This is a genomic window from Rhodococcus sp. ARC_M12 (assembly GCF_022810385.1).
GTDB lineage: Bacteria > Actinomycetota > Actinomycetes > Mycobacteriales > Mycobacteriaceae > Rhodococcoides > Rhodococcoides navarretei.
Genome location: NZ_JALGQI010000021.1, coordinates 59,846 through 74,841 on the forward strand (window position 1 = coordinate 59,846; position 14,996 = coordinate 74,841).

The following is a 14,996-nucleotide window of genomic DNA, read 5'->3' on the forward strand; positions in this document are numbered from 1 at the left end:
AGGTACCTACCTCAGGCGCTGGTTGAGCGTGGATCAAACGCTATCAAGATCCGACATATCTGGCAACGAAACAGCTCATGCGGTCTGTGGTCGCAGAATCCACAGTATGGCGCGCGAGTCGTCGGCGAGGTCGATTGCCCTCGCCGTGACCGGGACCGACGCGTACTCGTCTGCATTGGTGAGAAGACGCAAGCTCAGTGCTTGTGTTGCACCCAGGGGCGCGGTCAGCAGTGCCTGTGCGGACGCCCTCGCGTTCTTTCTGTCCCCTGGATGAAGAACAGGCTTTCCGTCCGCAAGGTGGTCGGTTTGCCAGGCTATGTCCGACGGAGAGTCGCCGTACCAGTACAGGAGCCGGAGCGAGTCCGGATCTGCAATCGCGCGGTATTCATTGGGATCGCAAAGTGATTGAGCGACAAGCTCACCCATGTTGGCGGCGTCGCGATCGGAATGTTCGGGGTTGTTCGAGGGTCCGAGGTCGACGGACACGCCTCGAATGAACCGGCCGGAGTGTTCCGTGTCGTGGGCTGGATCGCCGTAGAAGTGTGCGGTGAACTGAATCTTGCGATGAAGGCCCGATGGGCGTCGTTCGATACCGATCTCTTGCAGCACGGTTCCGGTGCCACCCGACACCAACCGTGCCAGCACCGATGCTGTTGCGTCACCGAGGTCCAACTTCGCCAAGCCGTCCGGAATCGGTCGGACGAGATCGACCCCGAGCTGTGCCCATGACTGGGATTCGCTCACGATCGCGCTGCGCCGTGCGATACCTGCGTTCAAGTCCCAATGGAAGGCCCACGCCGAGGGTCGCCCGGTTGGCTCGGCGGAGCGGTGTGCGACCTGCACCCAGACTCCGTACACCACACCCGATTCGTCGTCTTTGATCGGGTCTACCGATACCTGACGCGATCCCGAAGCGACTCGGACAGGATCTGTGGACCGTACGGCTCGAGTGACCGCAGCGAGCACGACGTCACGATCGGACTCACGGATGAACGTCCTCAACGCCACACGGCTCTTGGCGCGGGCACCGACTGCCACCACAGTCGGGCGGCGCGGATCCATGACGTCAACGAGTAGCCAACTGTTAGGTGACGGCATTTGTGTGCCTTTTCCTAGCCTCATCGCTGCGCGTGGCACACCGAGTCCAGGTGCCCACGCAACTGTGCATCTGTGACCGAAGTGACCAAACCAACCAGCAGCTCACAATAATGGCGCTCAGAGTTCGAGGCAGCTGATTCGAGAGGTGTGATCGAGATTTCAGCAGTGATCGGACCGGCCGACTCGGCGAACTTTTTGACAGCCCTTCGGGACCGTTCGCGCATGGGACGCAATACTGCTCCCGTGACAAGTGACCGCAACTTCGACCCTGATTCCGACCATGGGCAGGCAGGATGACGCTGCCGAGCGGACAGCGCGCGTACCGCTACGACGGCTCTGACGACCTGATCTACGACACGGGAACCACGCCCGACGCCGCTGCGTCGAACTAGGCATGGACCCCATCGAACGCGCGGCCATCATCGACGAGGGCTACGACCCCGACGACCCGGCCGTGCGCGCTGACCTCGATCACGTCAGGCGTCTGCTCGCCGAACATCGCCACCTGACGGCCGACCCCGAACTCTCCCTCGACCACCTCGTGAACGCCGCCAGGGTTCGCGAACCAGGGCCAGCTGCGGGCGTACGCAGGTAGTTCGACATCGAACGTATGTTCGCATAGATTGAGGGCACTGATCCGTTCGGCGAAAGGTCGCACTCATGGCCGGTACCGCCGACACGATCCCCGACCTGACCAGCCTGGACAAGGCTGCACAGCTCGCCGCTCTTCGCCGCAGCATGGCCGCGATCCCCGGACGCCGCGACCACGCACCCACCGACTCCGACGACTCGCCCGCATTCGCCCCCTCGCAGCCGAACGCGCAGGCCGCCGCGACCGACGGCGATGAGCGAGCCCTGAGCGGCCCCGTGCGCTCACGAACCCTCAAAACCCTGCCGGTACCCATGCCGCTGTCGGAACTGCTCCCGCGCGGCGCGTTGGCCCGGGGAACGGCCCTGTCGATCACCGGTGCCGGATCGATTCTCGTCGGACTCGTCGCCACCGCCACCGCGGCCGGCCACCACGTCGCCCTGATCGGTCAACCCAAGTTCGGGCTCCTCGCCGTCCACGAACACGGCGGGGACTTGTCGAAGATCGCCCTGATCGACCCCGGCCAAGCAGACCCTCTCGACGCCTCAAATATCTGCATCGATGGGATCGATCTGGTCATCAGTACCGTCCACGGTCGCGACGTGCCGCCGACCCGTGCGCGTGCCCTGTTGGCCCGAAACCGTACTCACGCAGGGATATTCGTAATCACGGACGGTCGAATGCCTGGTCTCGATCTGACGATTTCCTCTCGGCCGGTCGGCTACGGGGGCATCGAGCAAGGCAGGGGCCGTATCCGCTCGATCACCGTCGAGACCACCGTTCACGGACGCGGAATCACCCAGCGCACAGGCCGTTACACCCTCACCGCACCCATGTTCGGCGAACACGGCTTACGTTGGACCCCCGCGGTCACCGACGCAGTCGCCGAACATGGGCCGCACCGATTGGCGGTCGCGCAATGACCCCCGACCTGTACGAGAACTGGCCCGTGAGCTTCGATCCCCCCACGCGCCGTATCGTCGATCCACCTCGGAGAGTCCTGGTCAACATAGCGCTCACCGTGGCAGGCTCGTCCGGAGGATCCTTCCGCGACGGGACGCCTCTCAAGGTCCGCTCGGAGGGGCTCGCGATGGATACAAAATCGCCCGGGCTGCTCCATGCGTGGGCGAAAACGGCTCGCGGACAGTGGATTTGCTGTCTGAGCTTCGACATACCGATCGGGAACGGCAAGGGATTCCTTCGCCTCCATCAACAGTGGTGCCCCGCAGAAGCTGCAACCCCCGTCAGCTGAAACATGCTCAATCGTCAAGATATGTTGACGGACAGAATGCGTCAAGATATCTTGACGTTATGGAATCGGAGAAGGTCCTCACCCCGACCGAGCTGACCGAACTCTACGTCCAATACAAGGACGCTCTCGTCGACGTCGACCTAGCCGAGATGGTGCACGAGCAGGGGCGCAAGGACGCCGGGACGTGGACCGCGAACGCCCAACGACGCATGGATGACGCGGTCTCCGATGTCGACGCACTCGAGATCAACGCCTTCCTCGCCTCGACGATGATCGCCGACCGCTACGCCATCATCGGACGCCTCCGCAGTCAGGAGCGACCCGTGCCGTGGTCGAAGATCGGCGAGATCCTCGGCATGAGCAAGCAAGCCGCACAGCAGTGGTACGACACCTACAATCTGCGCCCCCGCATCGAGAACCCCACCCGGCGCACCGACTCAGCGTGAGCCGCGGGCTCGATCATCCTGCGCTGTAGGCGATCCGAGTGTTTGCAGTAACGCCTCTCGGTACCCGCAACGAATCGGCTCCCCTGTGCATAGGTATCGAAATACGTTGCAGCGCTTGACTTTACAGTTTGAGACTGTAAGGTTAGGGGCATGGGAGAAACGCAACGAGAACTCACGGCAGTCACCTCCGAATACGGCGACGAACGCCCCGAACGCGGCCTGGGAGTGTCCATCCGACGGGGCGGCATCGAGGTCGAGTACATCGACGCGACCGGCATCGAGGAGCACGCACCGATGGACTGGACCCCGGGCGCGGCGCAGGTGCTGCTCGACCGCCGCGGATACGCGGTCACCGGTCGCTGGGTCGACATCAGCGCCCCCTGTGCAGAAGACCCGATCTGGGAACTACCCATCGCGAAGACCGCCGACCGCTGACCCTCGCTCGACCCTCCACCTGCGAACGGGCACCGGGCAGCTGATATTTGCCCGGTGCCTCACCGCCGCACTCTAACCAGGGAGACCGCCATCATGACCACCGCCACGGCTGCGCTATCTGCACCGACCTCGACCGGATACACCCTCGTCCACGCCGATCCCAACGAACTCGACATCAGCGCCAACGTCCGCACGGGCGTCGACATCACCGCAGCACCCGATTTCATCGCCTCCATCGCAGAACTCGGAGTCCTGCAATCTGTTTCGGCGGTCCGCCGCGCCGATGGGACCCTCTCGGTTCGCGACGGGCAACGCCGTATCCTCGCCGCCCGAGAGGTAGGCCTGACCTCCATTCCGGTGATGGTGCGTGACCAGAACGCCGACGAGCGTGCAGCAGACATCGAGCGCATCACCGAGCAGTTCAATACCAACGAACAGCGCGAAGACCTCACCAGTGGCCAACGCGCCGGTGCCGTTGCAGAGCTGCGCGATCTGGGACTGAGCGTGCAGAAGGTTTCGAGAGCACTGCACGTCCCCAAGGCCTACGTCGAAAAGGCCGGTCGAGCAGGACGATCCGAGCGCGCCCGCCGCCAGCTCGACGACCGTCAGCTCACCCTCGAAGGGGCCGCGATTCTGGCCGAGCTCGAAGACGCCGCACAGGCCGAGCCGTGGATCACCGATGCAATCGAGCAGATCTTCGACAACAGATTCGGCTTCGAGTACCGCCTGGCCACTCTCCAGCGCCGCATCGACGAGCGCGCCGAGACCACCGCTGCCGCAGCGGACTACACCGCACGCGGCTTCATCCTGCTCCACGACGAACCGTCCACCAGTGACGGCCAGTGGTACTCGCTGGTGGATCTGCGGACCGCAGACGGCGCGGCAGTCCCGGCCGATGCACCCGAGAAGGCACCACACCTGTGGCACATCCACGTCCACGAGACCGGCACCGTCTGGGTCGACAAGGCGACCCGCGAGGAAGTCGACGAGGACGACATCGACTTCGACACCGAGGGCGATGACGAGGCCGAAGCGTACGAGGAGCTGCGGCACGCCAACACGGTCGAGAAGGTGACCGCCTGGGGCCACGAGTTCTTCCTCCATCACGACAGCCGGACTGCGGCCGGCCTCGAACTCTCCCCCGAGAAGATCGCCGCCGCCGACACAGAGGGTGGTGGAGACGCTGCGGACGGGTTGACCCCGGCGCAGCGGAAAGCGGCCCGTGCCGAAGCCGAACGCATCGAGACCGAGCGGGCCGAACGCCGAAAGGTCAAGGCCCTCAACCGCGCCGGAGCGACCGCCACCGAGGCACGGCGTACGTTCCTCACCGGCCTGCTCTCACGCAAGGACGTCCCGAAGAACGCCACCAAGTGGATGGTGACCGTCCTGGCCACCCATGGTGATGTGTTCACCGAATCAAAGTGCTCGGAGCGGTACGCCGAGATCATGGGCTCCCCCCCTACGCGAGGTCACTCGAAAGGTCGACGGTGCCACCGCCGCCCGCGCCGAGGTGCTGCTCCTTGCTCGTGTGCTCACCGCGTTCGAGGCCCGACTCACCGGCCCCCAGGACGCCAAGGACTACTGGCGCTTCTCCTCCAAGCACTACCGAGGCATGGTCGGCATCGACAGTTACCTGACCTTCCTCGCCGACAGCGGGCACACCCTGACCCCGGTGGAACAGGCCGCGATCGGCAACATCACCGTCGACGCCGCCTACGCCGCCGTCGACGACGACGCCTGATCGAACCGCAACAAAAGGAAGGGCCCCGACCATCACCCGATGGCCGGGGCCCTTCCTGCTCGTCAAGAGATGTTGACGATCGACGGGTCGGTGGGTTCGCTCGTCACGGTCGGAGGTCGGTCCGTGCACCGCTCCCTGGCCGGTCGGTGATCCACTGCTCGATGTCCTCCCGCGCATACAGCGGCGTGCGCGAGAGGTGTCGCGCCGGTTTCGGGGCCTGTCCGCGTGCGACGTACGACGACCACGTCTTGGCCGATATGGCCTTGCCGGTCTTGTCTTCGATCAATGCCAGCACGTCGGCGGTGGTGAGTTCGTCAGGCATCGGATACTTCCTGGGTCGTAGTGGTCGATGCCCTGACCTTACAGGCTCCGACTGTAAGGATTCCCGGCTCCACGCCTTGCACCTTACAGGCTCAGACTGTAAGGTTGGGTCATGGCCACGACACGCACCGAATCACACCAATGTGACTGGCAGTCAACGCTGTTCGATGACTGCGCTTTGCCGGGTTGTGGCGCTCCAGTCGTTACGATGGGGGACGTGTGCCAGTCCTGCCGCGTGGCTTTCGGGGCCATGCTGACCGTGCGAACCGATGGTCCTGACCTCGACCCAGAGCAGGTCCGCGCCGCCCTCGCCGCCCGAGACGCGAGCACCCGTGAGCAGTACCGCGCACAGGCCGCGACCGTGGCTGCGGCGCAGGAGGTTTCGCTCCGCAAGCGCAACCAGATCTGCTGGCTCTGCGAAGAGCGGCGGACCTGCACCTCTACCGGCGGGCGCTGGGAATGCACCGACTGCCAGAGTCTGCCGTCCTGAACGCCTGCGCACAGCCCGCAACCGTTGCCGCTCACGACTTTCACCACCCGACCTTGGGAGCACATCCATGACCGCCACTCTCGCCGCGCCCACAACCGCACGCCGTCGCCTCACAGGAGTTGGAATGAAACTGATTTCGCTCGACACCCAGTTCGGCGGAACGGTGGTCGACATTCTCGGCTACCGCACTGCTCCCGCAGGCCGCGTCGAGGTCACCGCCATCCTCGACGCCCCCGGTGCCTGGTACAGCCGCACCTACCCCGTCGTCCTCGATGCCAGCGACGTCCGGCTTTCCCTCGCCCTGCAGTCCCTCACCCGTCCCGAGCTGGGCGTGCGGTGATGACCGAGACCGCAGGCCAGATCGACATCTTCGAGGTGCTCGCCGCCGCCGAGCTGGACGAACGGAACAACCGCATCCAGCGGCACGGCATCCAGACCTTGTTCGCCAGCCCGACCCGAGGGGTGGCAGCTCGCGTCGCCGAATTCGAGACCTGGGCGACCACCTGGGGGCGACACGACTCGACCGCCGCCTCCCACGCGTTCCGCCCGGGAATTTGCGACCCGTCCACACCCACCGACACCTGCCAACCCACCTGCATTGCAGCAGACCTCGACTGCTGCTGCCCGGACACGAGCAGGGACGCTCTATGTGAGTGCGTCGGCGGCGATGTCTACCGCGGCGCGTGCACCGGCTGCCAGTGGGAAGGGGAGAACCGCGCCGACGAACACGAAGCAGTCTGCGACGCCCTCGATCACGCCCACCCCGGGTGGATCGACGACCTCCCGATCGTGATCCCCGAACGCAGGCCGTCGCAGAAGGACCAGGTGTGGACAGCGAAGGTCATCGACCTCGTCGGGGAACGCCCCACCGGATGGCCCGTCATCACCCGACGCGGGGACACCATCGGCCTGCGCTCGGTCCCGCACCGCTCGCCGTGGGGTGGCTACGACGTCGCCGCCGCCTCAGCCAACACGCACGTCGCCCGCCACCCTTGATCCCTCGATCCGACCACGCCGGAACGCATTGTCGTGCTGGCATGATCGAAAAATGACCCGACGAACCATCACCATCGAAGTAGACATCCCCGGCACCCCGGCGCAAGCGCCGATGCCCGACGGTGCCACCGAGCACGATGACCGGTATGCAGATCTCGCGAACGCCGTATGGATGCTCCTACAGGCCGGATCGTTCTCCTTCCTCGTCAAGCCCGACACCAAAGCCGACGCCGACCACCTCAACAAACGGTGGAGCAACTACAACGCCGACGAGTCCGGCATGTGGCATTTCTGATCGGCTGAGGGCGTGAACGGACGGCAACGAAGAGCTACCGCGCCGCCGACCAACATCCACCCACGCATCCGTACCCCGACTGACGCCGCCGTAGAGCAAGAGCTCCGGCGGCGTTTCGCATGTCTCGATCACGGCGTCGCACCAGTAGACGGGCGACAGCACCATAACCGAAATGTGAAAGGAACTGTTCCCCGTCGCTTTCTCGTATTCCTCTCCGTTGTCCTGCCGATAAGGGGCCGAAACCAACGTGTTTCGATCTGCTAGGAAATCAAGAATCTATTGTGCGCCAACATATTCGAGTGAAACTATCTCGCTTTATCTATGGCTAATTGGGGCAATGTGGGATAAAATTGAACCATCGGAAAAATTCCCTCGAGGAGTGAGCTATGTCGATCACTGTGTACACGAAACCCGAATGCAACAACTGCGATCAAACAAAACGACGCCTGAACAAGCACGGGATCGAATACACGACCGTCGATGTCACCGAAGATGCAGCGGCGCGCGAGTTCGTCACCGACGGACTCGGCTACCGGCAGATGCCCGTCGTGGTCGTCGACGAGAACACCCACTGGTCCGGCTTCCGGATCGACGCCCTGGACAGGCTCGCCGCCGCCTGACCGACCACTCCGTTGACCCTGTTCGAGATTGACCTGCGAGAACGAGCCCGACGATGACGCCACTGAGCGCAGTTCCACCGCCCGACGAGCCCGAGCGTGTCGTTCGCAGCCTCGCCGCTGTTGTCGACGACACTGCCGTCGACAACGAGACAGCTCACGAGCCGTCCACCGACCCCGAGGCACTGCTGCTGTGCGCCCTGATGTGGAGCGCCCACACCGGGGGAGTGTCCGCCGAAGATCTGCGCATCACCGCGATCGTGACCGCCGACGACTTCGACGACGTCGCGTACCGGCGAATGTTCGTCGTGATCGCCGGTCTCGCCCTGGCCGGCGAACCCTACGACCCGGCGAGTGTCACCGCAGCCTTCATGCGATCCGGATCCGGCGGAGCCAAGGACGCGCCCCTGCGTCGCCGCTTGAACGAGGTCATCACCGCCGGGGCAGACGGCTTCACCGCCGTCCACTACGCCGACATCGTGCTCTCGCAGTCCTACCGGCGCAGTTACCGGACCGTGGCAGCGGCCATCGTCCATGCCGCCGAGGAGCTTCCGGAGGAGTACCTGTTCGATCACCTCGTGGAGCACGGGCGCGCTCAACGCGCACTGTGGCGGCGGCTCAACACGTTTCGGGCAGGGCAGTGACCCTCGACAGTCCCCGCGCCCGCACCGGCCCCCGTAACGAACGAGACACCCGCGGTGTCGATTCACACGGGCACGAGGTGGAGTCCCCGGTCGGGGCGTATCTGTGGTGGTGCGGACACGTCGGAGCCGACGCACACGACCTCGATGCGCTGCAGGAGTGGGACTACCTCCACGCCGACGAGACGACCGACGCCGAGCGCCGCACCCTGACCGCATGGGCACTGGCGGCCGGAATCTTCGGTGCACCAGGCACCGCGCCGCACCCGCAGCGCTGACCGCGCGCCCAACCCGGCCCGAACGAGAAAGGCACCCACACCGGCTGTGTGGGTGCCTTTCTCGCGTGTACGGCCGAGCTGAGCCAGGCGGGCGGTGTCAGTGGCGATCGCAGATCCGGACCTCGTCGCCGAAGTCGATGTCGTAGTCGGCCAGATACGGCGCATCGGGGTCACCGCTGGATGTGTATCGCGGGTAGAGGCCCTTCTGCTGTTCGGTCTGAAGAACGACCACGCGTACGCGGCCGGGCGTGATGTGGATTTCGCGGAGTACGCCGGTCATCGGTTCGTTCCACAGCACCGCCTCGAACGCCAGGACCGCGCCGAGGTCGCCGCCGTCGAGCCGGAACGCAGGCTTTCCGTCGCCGAGCGCGTCGGAGCGCTGCGAGGGCCGAGGTAGTCGGTGCCGCCCTTCCCTCCTCTGCGGTGGGAGCTGGTGGTCGGTGGTCACCCGAGACCGTGATCGGCCGACCGCGATATCGCCGCTGTGTGTGTCGGGGCAGGGGCGGTGTGCAGCGTGGACGAAGTGGCCCGTGCAGCTCCGGACGAGCGTCCGGTCGGGGGAGTAACCAACCCGCGCGGACGCGTCGACGCACGGTCGACCTCGACCGAGACCGAAGTGGACGGAGCCGAAGTCGATGCAGCTGCAGAGCTGTCCGGACGCGCGGCCGGCCTCGATCGAGCTCGCAGATCGTCGAGGTCGGCGGCGAGTGCGGTGATGTGTTCGGCGTCGGCGACCGGATCGAGGACGGACAGGTTCGCGCGCAGGTTCCGTACCTGCACGGACCGCTCGGCGGCGATGCGGTCGGTGTCGGAGACGTCCGCGTCGTGGGTCACGCGCAGCACCGTGTCGTTGCGCATCGGTTCGATGGTGCCGCCGAGGTCGGCCGCGAGCTGCTCGGCGATGCGGTGTGCGTCTTCGGGGGTGTACGCGCCGACGTCGGTGCGCGAGTTAGGGATCGGGCCGGGCCGGGTGGAGTACACCTCCACGTCGAGAACCGCGACGGCGTCGGGACCGTCGACCGCCGAGTCGGGTAACGGGGGTGACGTTTCGACGACAGCGGCCACGGCGGCGGTCACCGCGCGTGGTGCGGGGATGACGGTACGTCGCGCGCCGGAGGCGTAGGCGGGGAGCGCGGTCAGTTCGGCGGCGAGTTCGCCGGGGGTGCCGATGAACTCGACATCACGGCGTGAGGTTCCCTCGCCGACTGCGTCGATGACGACGGAGACAGTGTCGACTTCGCGGGTGTCCGACAGTGCTGCTGCTTGGGTGAGGGCGAACTGTCCGGCGGAGCGGGAGGTGTAGAACGCGCTGGCTGTGTCAACCCGATCTGGGACCACGATGACGGCCTGACTGGGACCCACCTGGCACCGGCTAATCACGCCCTTGGTCTCGGTGGTCACTGCCGAGTGGCGAGGGCTATAGGTATCTGCAGACCTGATCGGGGCTACAGGTTTCGGGCTCTGGGAGGGCTGCATCGTCGCGGAGCGCAGCCACGTTGTCGCGAAGTGTTGTGAGGTCGGCGATCTGCGCGTCGATGTCGGCAAGGCGCGCGTCCAGCAGGTCACGTACGTGGCCGCAGGGAGCTTGGCCGTGGTCGCGGATGTCGAGGATCTGCTTGATCTGGGCGAGGGTGAGCCCGGCCGCTTGGCCGCGGTGGACGAAGTCGATCCGGCTGACCGCGTCGGGGGTGTAGTCGCGGTAGCCGGCCGGTGTGCGTTCGGCCGGGGGCAGCAGCCCTTGCTCTTCGTAGAACCGCAGAGTCTTGGTGGTCGTGCCTGCCGCCTCGGCGAGTTCTCCGATCCGCATCCCGGCCTCCATCGTGTCGCAGGTCTCGCTTGACCTTCCCCTTTACTGGAAGGTCCAGTATCGCTGCATCAGGAGCGTTTCCCAACAGTTCTGGGAGGAATCGGGATGCAGACCAGGTACGACCTCGCGATCATCGGATCCGGCGGCGGTGCGTTCGCGGCGGCCATTCGTGCGACCTCTCTGGGCAAGTCGGTGGTGATGGTCGAGCGTGGCACGTTCGGCGGCACGTGTGTGAACACCGGCTGCGTGCCGTCGAAGGCACTGATCGCAGCCGCGGAGGCCCGGCACGTGGCCGCGGACGCGCCGACCCGGTTCCCGGGCATCGCCAGCGTCGCGGGCGCGGTGGACATGCCGGCCCTGATCGGCGGAAAGCAGGATCTCGTCGAGGCCCTGCGGGGTGAGAAGTACGTCGACGTCGCCGACTCCTACGGTTGGCAGGTCCGCCGCGGCAACGCCGCGTTCGCCGGCACTCCGGATTCGCCCCTGCTCGAGGTCGCCGCGGCGGATGGCAGCGTCGAGACCATCGAGGCAGCGCAGTACCTGGTGGCCACCGGGTCCCGTCCCTGGGCCCCGCCGATCCAAGGGTTGGAGGAGGCCGGGTACCTGACCTCGACTACGGCGATGGAGTTGACCGAGGTCCCCGACTCGCTGCTGGTGCTCGGTGGTGGCTACGTGGCCCTGGAGCAGGCGCAGCTGTTCGCCCGGCTCGGGTCGACGGTGACCCTGCTGGTTCGGTCCCGGCTCGCGTCGAAGGAGGAGTCGGAGGTCTCCAAGGCGCTGCAGGAGGTCTTCGCCGATGAGGGCATCCGGGTGGTCCGCCGAGCGGTCCCGACCCGCGTGACCCGCGACGCCGCCACCGGCCAGGTGGTGGTGACCGCGGACGTCTCCGGTGGCGCGCAGGAGTTCCGCGCCGACGAGGTTCTGGTCGCTCTCGGCCGCCGACCGGTGACCGACGGGCTCAACCTCGACGCGGTCGAGGTGAAGACTGGCGAGGTCGGCGAGATCGTGGTCACCGACCAGCTGCAGTCCTCCAACCCGCGGATCTGGGCGGCCGGTGACGTGACCGGGCACCCCGAGTTCGTCTATGTCGCCGCCCACCACGGCACCGTGGTCGCCGAGAACGCCTTCACCGACGCCGAGCGGTCGGTGGACTACATGCGGCTGCCCCGGGTCACGTTCACCAGTCCCGCGATCGGCGCAGTCGGGATGACTGAGGCCCAAGTCCTCGCGGCCGGGATCCGCTGCGACTGCCGGGTGCTCCCGCTGGAATACGTGCCGCGAACGCTGGTCAACCGGGACACCCGCGGCTTCATCAAGATGGTCGCCAACGCCGACACCGGCGAGATCCTCGGCCTGACCGCGGTCGCCAAGGACGCCGGCGAACTGGCCGCCGCGGGCGTCCACATCATCGGCAAGACCATCGCCGAGGTCGCCGACGCCTGGGCGCCTTACCTGACCATGACCGAGGGCATCCGGATCGTCGCGAAGGCCTTCACCACCGACGTCTCCAAGCTCTCCTGCTGCGCCTGACCCGCACCCACCCCACTCAACGAAGGAGGCATCCGCGATGTCGGACCTCAGCACCCAACTGCCCCAACGACTCACCCGACCCGAGGAGACCGGCCTTGACGCCGGCCTGCTGATCCCGCTGCTGCGGCTGCTCGTCGACGGCGACCCCGTCACCGTCGAGCAACTCGCCGCGGCTGCGAGCCGCACCCTCGATGACGTACGGCGCGGTCTCGCGGCGGTGCCGGACACCGAGTACGACGATCAGGGCCGGATCATCGGCCAGGGCCTCACCCTGCGCCCCACCCCGCACCGGTTCACCGTGGCCGGTGAGGAGCTCTACACCTGGTGTGCGCTGGACACGCTGATCTTCCCCGCCCTGCTGGACCGCCCGGCAAAGGTGGAGTCGGCCTCCCCGGTCAGCGGCGAGCCGGTTCGGGTCAACGTCGACCCCACAGAAGGTGCAACCAGCGTCGATCCGCCCACCGCGGTGGTGTCGCTGGTGAACCCGGAGCAGATCACCTCGATCCGTTCCTCCTTCTGCAACCAGGTGCACTACTTCACCTCCCCCGAGGACGCCGCGGGCTGGCTGGCCGAGCACCCCGGCGCGGAGGTGGTCCCGGTGGCCGAGGCGTGCCGGATCGGGGCCGCCCTCGCCACCGGCCTGCTCAACCGCCTCCAGGCGCCCGCCGCGGCCGACGACAGCCACAGCTGCTGCTGACCCATACCCACTGAAGGGAATGAGAACACCGATGATGTCCAACCACGACGATCGCCCGGGAGGCAGCGGCCTGCTCCTCGGAGCCGGCGCCGCGCTGCTCATGGTCGCCTGTTGCGCCTTGCTCCCCATCCTCATCGCCGGTGGCGCGATCGCCGGTATCGGCGCGTTCCTCCGCAACCCGTGGGTCATCGGCGCCGGGATCGCCCTGGCGATCCTCGCGCTGATTGCCATCTCCCGCCGCGGCGGCGGCACCGCCGGCCACGGCTGCTGCCCGCCCATGCCCACCAACGAAAACGTCGACCCGAAGGACGAGCAGAACCGATGAGAATCACCCGCCGCCACCACGCCGCGCTCTCGATCGCCGCCGTACTCGCCGCCGGATCGCTGACCCTGACCGCCTGCGGCAACAGTGCCGACCCCGCGACCGCCGGTTCCGGTTCACCCGCCACCGTGACCAGCGTCGATGGCCAGCAGATCAGCCTGCCCGCCAACGGGAAGCCCACCGCGGTGTTCTTCTTCTCCGTCGGGTGCGGCGAATGCGTCAACGGCGTCCGGTCCCTCGGCGAGGCCGCCACCACCGCCGAGAACGCCGGCACCGTGGCAAGCTTCCTCGCCGTCGACATGGACCCCGGCGAATCCAAGGCCCTGATCGGCGACTTCATGGAGTCCGTCGACGCCGAACACGTACCGGCCGCAATCGACGATGGCGCGGCACTCTCCCGGCGATTCGAGGTGGCCGCTCTGTCCACCCTGATCGTCGTCGACGCCGACGGCACGGTGACCTTCCGCGCCACCGACCCCGACGCCGCGACGATCACCGCCGAACTGGCAAAGGCCGGAGCCTGACCCATGGGCGGACTGCTCACCCTCGCCTTCGCGGCCGGCATGGTCGCGCCCGTGAACCCGTGCGGGTTCGCGCTACTCCCGGCCTGGATCACCCACACCCTCGGCGACACCGATGCCTCAACGGTCCCGGTGCGGCTGCTGCGGGCGCTGCGGGCCGGTCTCGTGTTGGCGGTGGGGTTCGCCGGCACCCTCGCGGCAGCTGGCCTGGTAGTCAGCGCCGGCGCCCGAGGGCTGATTCGCGCCGCGCCGTCGCTTGGCCTGGCCGTCGGCATCCTGCTGGTGGTTCTCGGCCTGTGGATGCTAGCCGGACGCTCGGTCTCGGTGCGGGTGCCTCGGATCCCCGGCCGGGCAGCCGCGGGACTCCCACCCACTGCCCGGATGGCTGCGTTTGGGGTCGGCTACGCGCTGGCTTCGCTGTCGTGCACGTTCGGGGTGATCCTCGCGGTCATCGCGCAGGCGCAGGCCACCTACAGCTATGCCGGGCTCCTGCTCGTCTTCGGTGTCTACGCTGCTGGCTCGGCGACCGTCCTGCTGCTGCTCGCCCTGGCCACCGCCGCGGCAGGCAGCGGACTCACCCGCCACGTCGCGCGATTGGCCCGCCATGGCCCACGGGTCACCGCTGTCGTCCTGCTGCTCACCGGCGCCTATCTGGCCTGGTACTGGTACCCGGCGGCCACCAGCGACGCCCCGGTCGCCGCGGGCCGTGGTGGCGGACTCACTGACGTCTCCGCGGTGGTCTCCAGCTGGATCCAGACACGGGCGACACTCATCGGCGCGCTCGCTGCCGCGTCTGCGCTGGTAGTGCTGGCGCTCGGGGTTCTCCAGCGACGCCGCCGGATCCTTCGGGGGCGCCCGATGACCACGCGGGACAGCACGCAGTGACAGCCCACCGGGTGCGGCGTGCGCACGAAACAGGC

General features: G+C 66.9%; 22 protein-coding genes and 1 pseudogene. 18 read left to right on the forward strand and 5 right to left on the reverse strand.

What is annotated here, in order from left to right; genetic code table 11:
• Positions 1–75 precede the first annotated feature (75 nt).
• Entirely contained in the window at positions 76–1,098 is a 1,023-nt protein-coding gene (locus MTX35_RS23045; protein WP_243597160.1) for a GAF domain-containing protein, read from the reverse strand.
• Between the two features lie 394 nt (positions 1,099–1,492).
• Between MTX35_RS23045 and MTX35_RS23050 the strand changes: the two genes are divergently transcribed.
• From MTX35_RS23050 to MTX35_RS23075, 6 genes and pseudogenes are all read left to right on the forward strand, one after another.
• Complete coding sequence (locus tag MTX35_RS23050; protein ID WP_243597161.1) at positions 1,493–1,693, forward strand: hypothetical protein; 201 nt, start codon at positions 1,493–1,495, stop codon at positions 1,691–1,693.
• A 65-nt stretch (positions 1,694–1,758) separates the two neighbouring features.
• The gene (locus MTX35_RS23055) at positions 1,759–2,610 is read left to right on the forward strand and encodes a hypothetical protein (RefSeq protein ID WP_243597162.1); all 852 of its coding nucleotides are present in this window, start codon (positions 1,759–1,761) and stop codon (positions 2,608–2,610) included.
• 388 nt (positions 2,611–2,998) lie between these two features.
• On the forward strand, positions 2,999–3,385 hold the full coding sequence (locus MTX35_RS23060; RefSeq protein WP_032391990.1) for a hypothetical protein: 387 nt from the start codon (positions 2,999–3,001) through the stop codon (positions 3,383–3,385).
• Between the two features lie 150 nt (positions 3,386–3,535).
• On the forward strand, positions 3,536–3,820 hold the full coding sequence (locus tag MTX35_RS23065) for a hypothetical protein (RefSeq protein ID WP_243597163.1): 285 nt from the start codon (positions 3,536–3,538) through the stop codon (positions 3,818–3,820).
• Positions 3,821–3,913: 93 nt separating this feature from the next.
• Positions 3,914–4,156, forward strand: a pseudogene (locus MTX35_RS26310) (chromosome partitioning protein ParB); the annotation flags it as partial.
• 1,066 nt (positions 4,157–5,222) lie between these two features.
• Entirely contained in the window at positions 5,223–5,561 is a 339-nt protein-coding gene (locus MTX35_RS23075) for a hypothetical protein (RefSeq protein WP_243597165.1), read from the forward strand.
• Positions 5,562–5,664: 103 nt separating this feature from the next.
• On the opposite strand, the gene MTX35_RS23080 is transcribed toward MTX35_RS23075, so the two are convergent.
• Positions 5,665–5,883 carry an AlpA family transcriptional regulator gene (locus tag MTX35_RS23080; protein WP_032391993.1) on the reverse strand — a complete coding sequence of 73 codons (219 nt, stop codon included), beginning with the start codon at positions 5,881–5,883 and terminating at the stop codon, positions 5,665–5,667.
• Positions 5,884–6,090: 207 nt separating this feature from the next.
• Here MTX35_RS23080 and MTX35_RS23085 point away from each other — a divergent pair, with 207 nt between their 5' ends.
• The 7 genes from MTX35_RS23085 (at position 6,091) to MTX35_RS23115 (ending at position 9,199) form a co-directional block, all read left to right on the forward strand.
• Entirely contained in the window at positions 6,091–6,372 is a 282-nt protein-coding gene (locus MTX35_RS23085) for a hypothetical protein (protein WP_243597166.1), read from the forward strand.
• A gap of 124 nt (positions 6,373–6,496) precedes the next feature.
• Complete coding sequence (locus MTX35_RS23090; protein WP_243597167.1) at positions 6,497–6,712, forward strand: hypothetical protein; 216 nt, start codon at positions 6,497–6,499, stop codon at positions 6,710–6,712.
• Positions 6,712–7,368, forward strand: coding sequence for a DUF6349 family protein (locus MTX35_RS23095; RefSeq protein WP_243597168.1), 657 nt, complete (start codon positions 6,712–6,714; stop codon positions 7,366–7,368). Before MTX35_RS23090 ends, MTX35_RS23095 begins: the two co-directional genes overlap by 1 nt.
• Positions 7,369–7,420: 52 nt before the next feature.
• Positions 7,421–7,663 carry a hypothetical protein gene (locus MTX35_RS23100; RefSeq protein ID WP_243597169.1) on the forward strand — a complete coding sequence of 81 codons (243 nt, stop codon included), beginning with the start codon at positions 7,421–7,423 and terminating at the stop codon, positions 7,661–7,663.
• A gap of 386 nt (positions 7,664–8,049) precedes the next feature.
• On the forward strand, positions 8,050–8,283 hold the full coding sequence (locus MTX35_RS23105; RefSeq protein WP_243597170.1) for a glutaredoxin family protein: 234 nt from the start codon (positions 8,050–8,052) through the stop codon (positions 8,281–8,283).
• Positions 8,284–8,336: 53 nt separating this feature from the next.
• Positions 8,337–8,924 (forward strand): DnaB-like helicase N-terminal domain-containing protein, encoded by a 588-nt coding sequence (locus MTX35_RS23110; protein ID WP_243597171.1) that lies wholly within the window; start codon positions 8,337–8,339, stop codon positions 8,922–8,924.
• Positions 8,921–9,199, forward strand: a complete 279-nt coding sequence (locus tag MTX35_RS23115) for a hypothetical protein (protein WP_155291248.1) — start codon at positions 8,921–8,923, stop codon at positions 9,197–9,199. The genes MTX35_RS23110 and MTX35_RS23115 overlap by 4 nt, the downstream gene beginning before the upstream one ends.
• Before the next feature lie 97 nt (positions 9,200–9,296).
• On the opposite strand, the gene MTX35_RS23120 is transcribed toward MTX35_RS23115, so the two are convergent.
• Genes MTX35_RS23120 through MTX35_RS23130 form a run of 3 tightly spaced genes read right to left on the reverse strand, consistent with a single transcriptional unit; the run spans position 9,297 to position 11,006 of the window.
• Positions 9,297–9,647 carry a hypothetical protein gene (locus MTX35_RS23120; protein WP_243597172.1) on the reverse strand — a complete coding sequence of 117 codons (351 nt, stop codon included), beginning with the start codon at positions 9,645–9,647 and terminating at the stop codon, positions 9,297–9,299.
• Positions 9,644–10,600, reverse strand: coding sequence for a hypothetical protein (locus MTX35_RS23125; protein WP_243597173.1), 957 nt, complete (start codon positions 10,598–10,600; stop codon positions 9,644–9,646). The genes MTX35_RS23120 and MTX35_RS23125 overlap by 4 nt, the downstream gene beginning before the upstream one ends.
• Positions 10,601–10,616: 16 nt before the next feature.
• Positions 10,617–11,006, reverse strand: coding sequence for a heavy metal-responsive transcriptional regulator (locus tag MTX35_RS23130; RefSeq protein WP_006246584.1), 390 nt, complete (start codon positions 11,004–11,006; stop codon positions 10,617–10,619).
• A gap of 105 nt (positions 11,007–11,111) precedes the next feature.
• On the opposite strand from MTX35_RS23130, the gene merA reads away from it, so the two are divergent.
• From merA to MTX35_RS23155, 5 genes are read left to right on the forward strand one after another with little or no spacing between them, the layout of a single operon-like run.
• A complete protein-coding gene (merA, locus tag MTX35_RS23135; RefSeq protein ID WP_006246583.1) occupies positions 11,112–12,536 on the forward strand; it encodes a mercury(II) reductase in 1,425 nt (474 codons plus the stop codon).
• A gap of 37 nt (positions 12,537–12,573) precedes the next feature.
• Positions 12,574–13,233, forward strand: a complete 660-nt coding sequence (merB, locus tag MTX35_RS23140) for an organomercurial lyase MerB (protein WP_006246582.1) — start codon at positions 12,574–12,576, stop codon at positions 13,231–13,233.
• Positions 13,234–13,264: 31 nt separating this feature from the next.
• Positions 13,265–13,558: a hypothetical protein gene (locus MTX35_RS23145; protein WP_006246581.1), complete on the forward strand. Its 294-nt coding sequence runs from the start codon at positions 13,265–13,267 to the stop codon at positions 13,556–13,558.
• A complete protein-coding gene (locus MTX35_RS23150) occupies positions 13,555–14,079 on the forward strand; it encodes a redoxin family protein (RefSeq protein WP_006246580.1) in 525 nt (174 codons plus the stop codon). Before MTX35_RS23145 ends, MTX35_RS23150 begins: the two co-directional genes overlap by 4 nt.
• A 3-nt stretch (positions 14,080–14,082) precedes the next feature.
• Positions 14,083–14,961 carry a cytochrome c biogenesis CcdA family protein gene (locus MTX35_RS23155; protein ID WP_048472691.1) on the forward strand — a complete coding sequence of 293 codons (879 nt, stop codon included), beginning with the start codon at positions 14,083–14,085 and terminating at the stop codon, positions 14,959–14,961.
• The last annotated feature ends 35 nt before the right edge of the window (positions 14,962–14,996 follow it).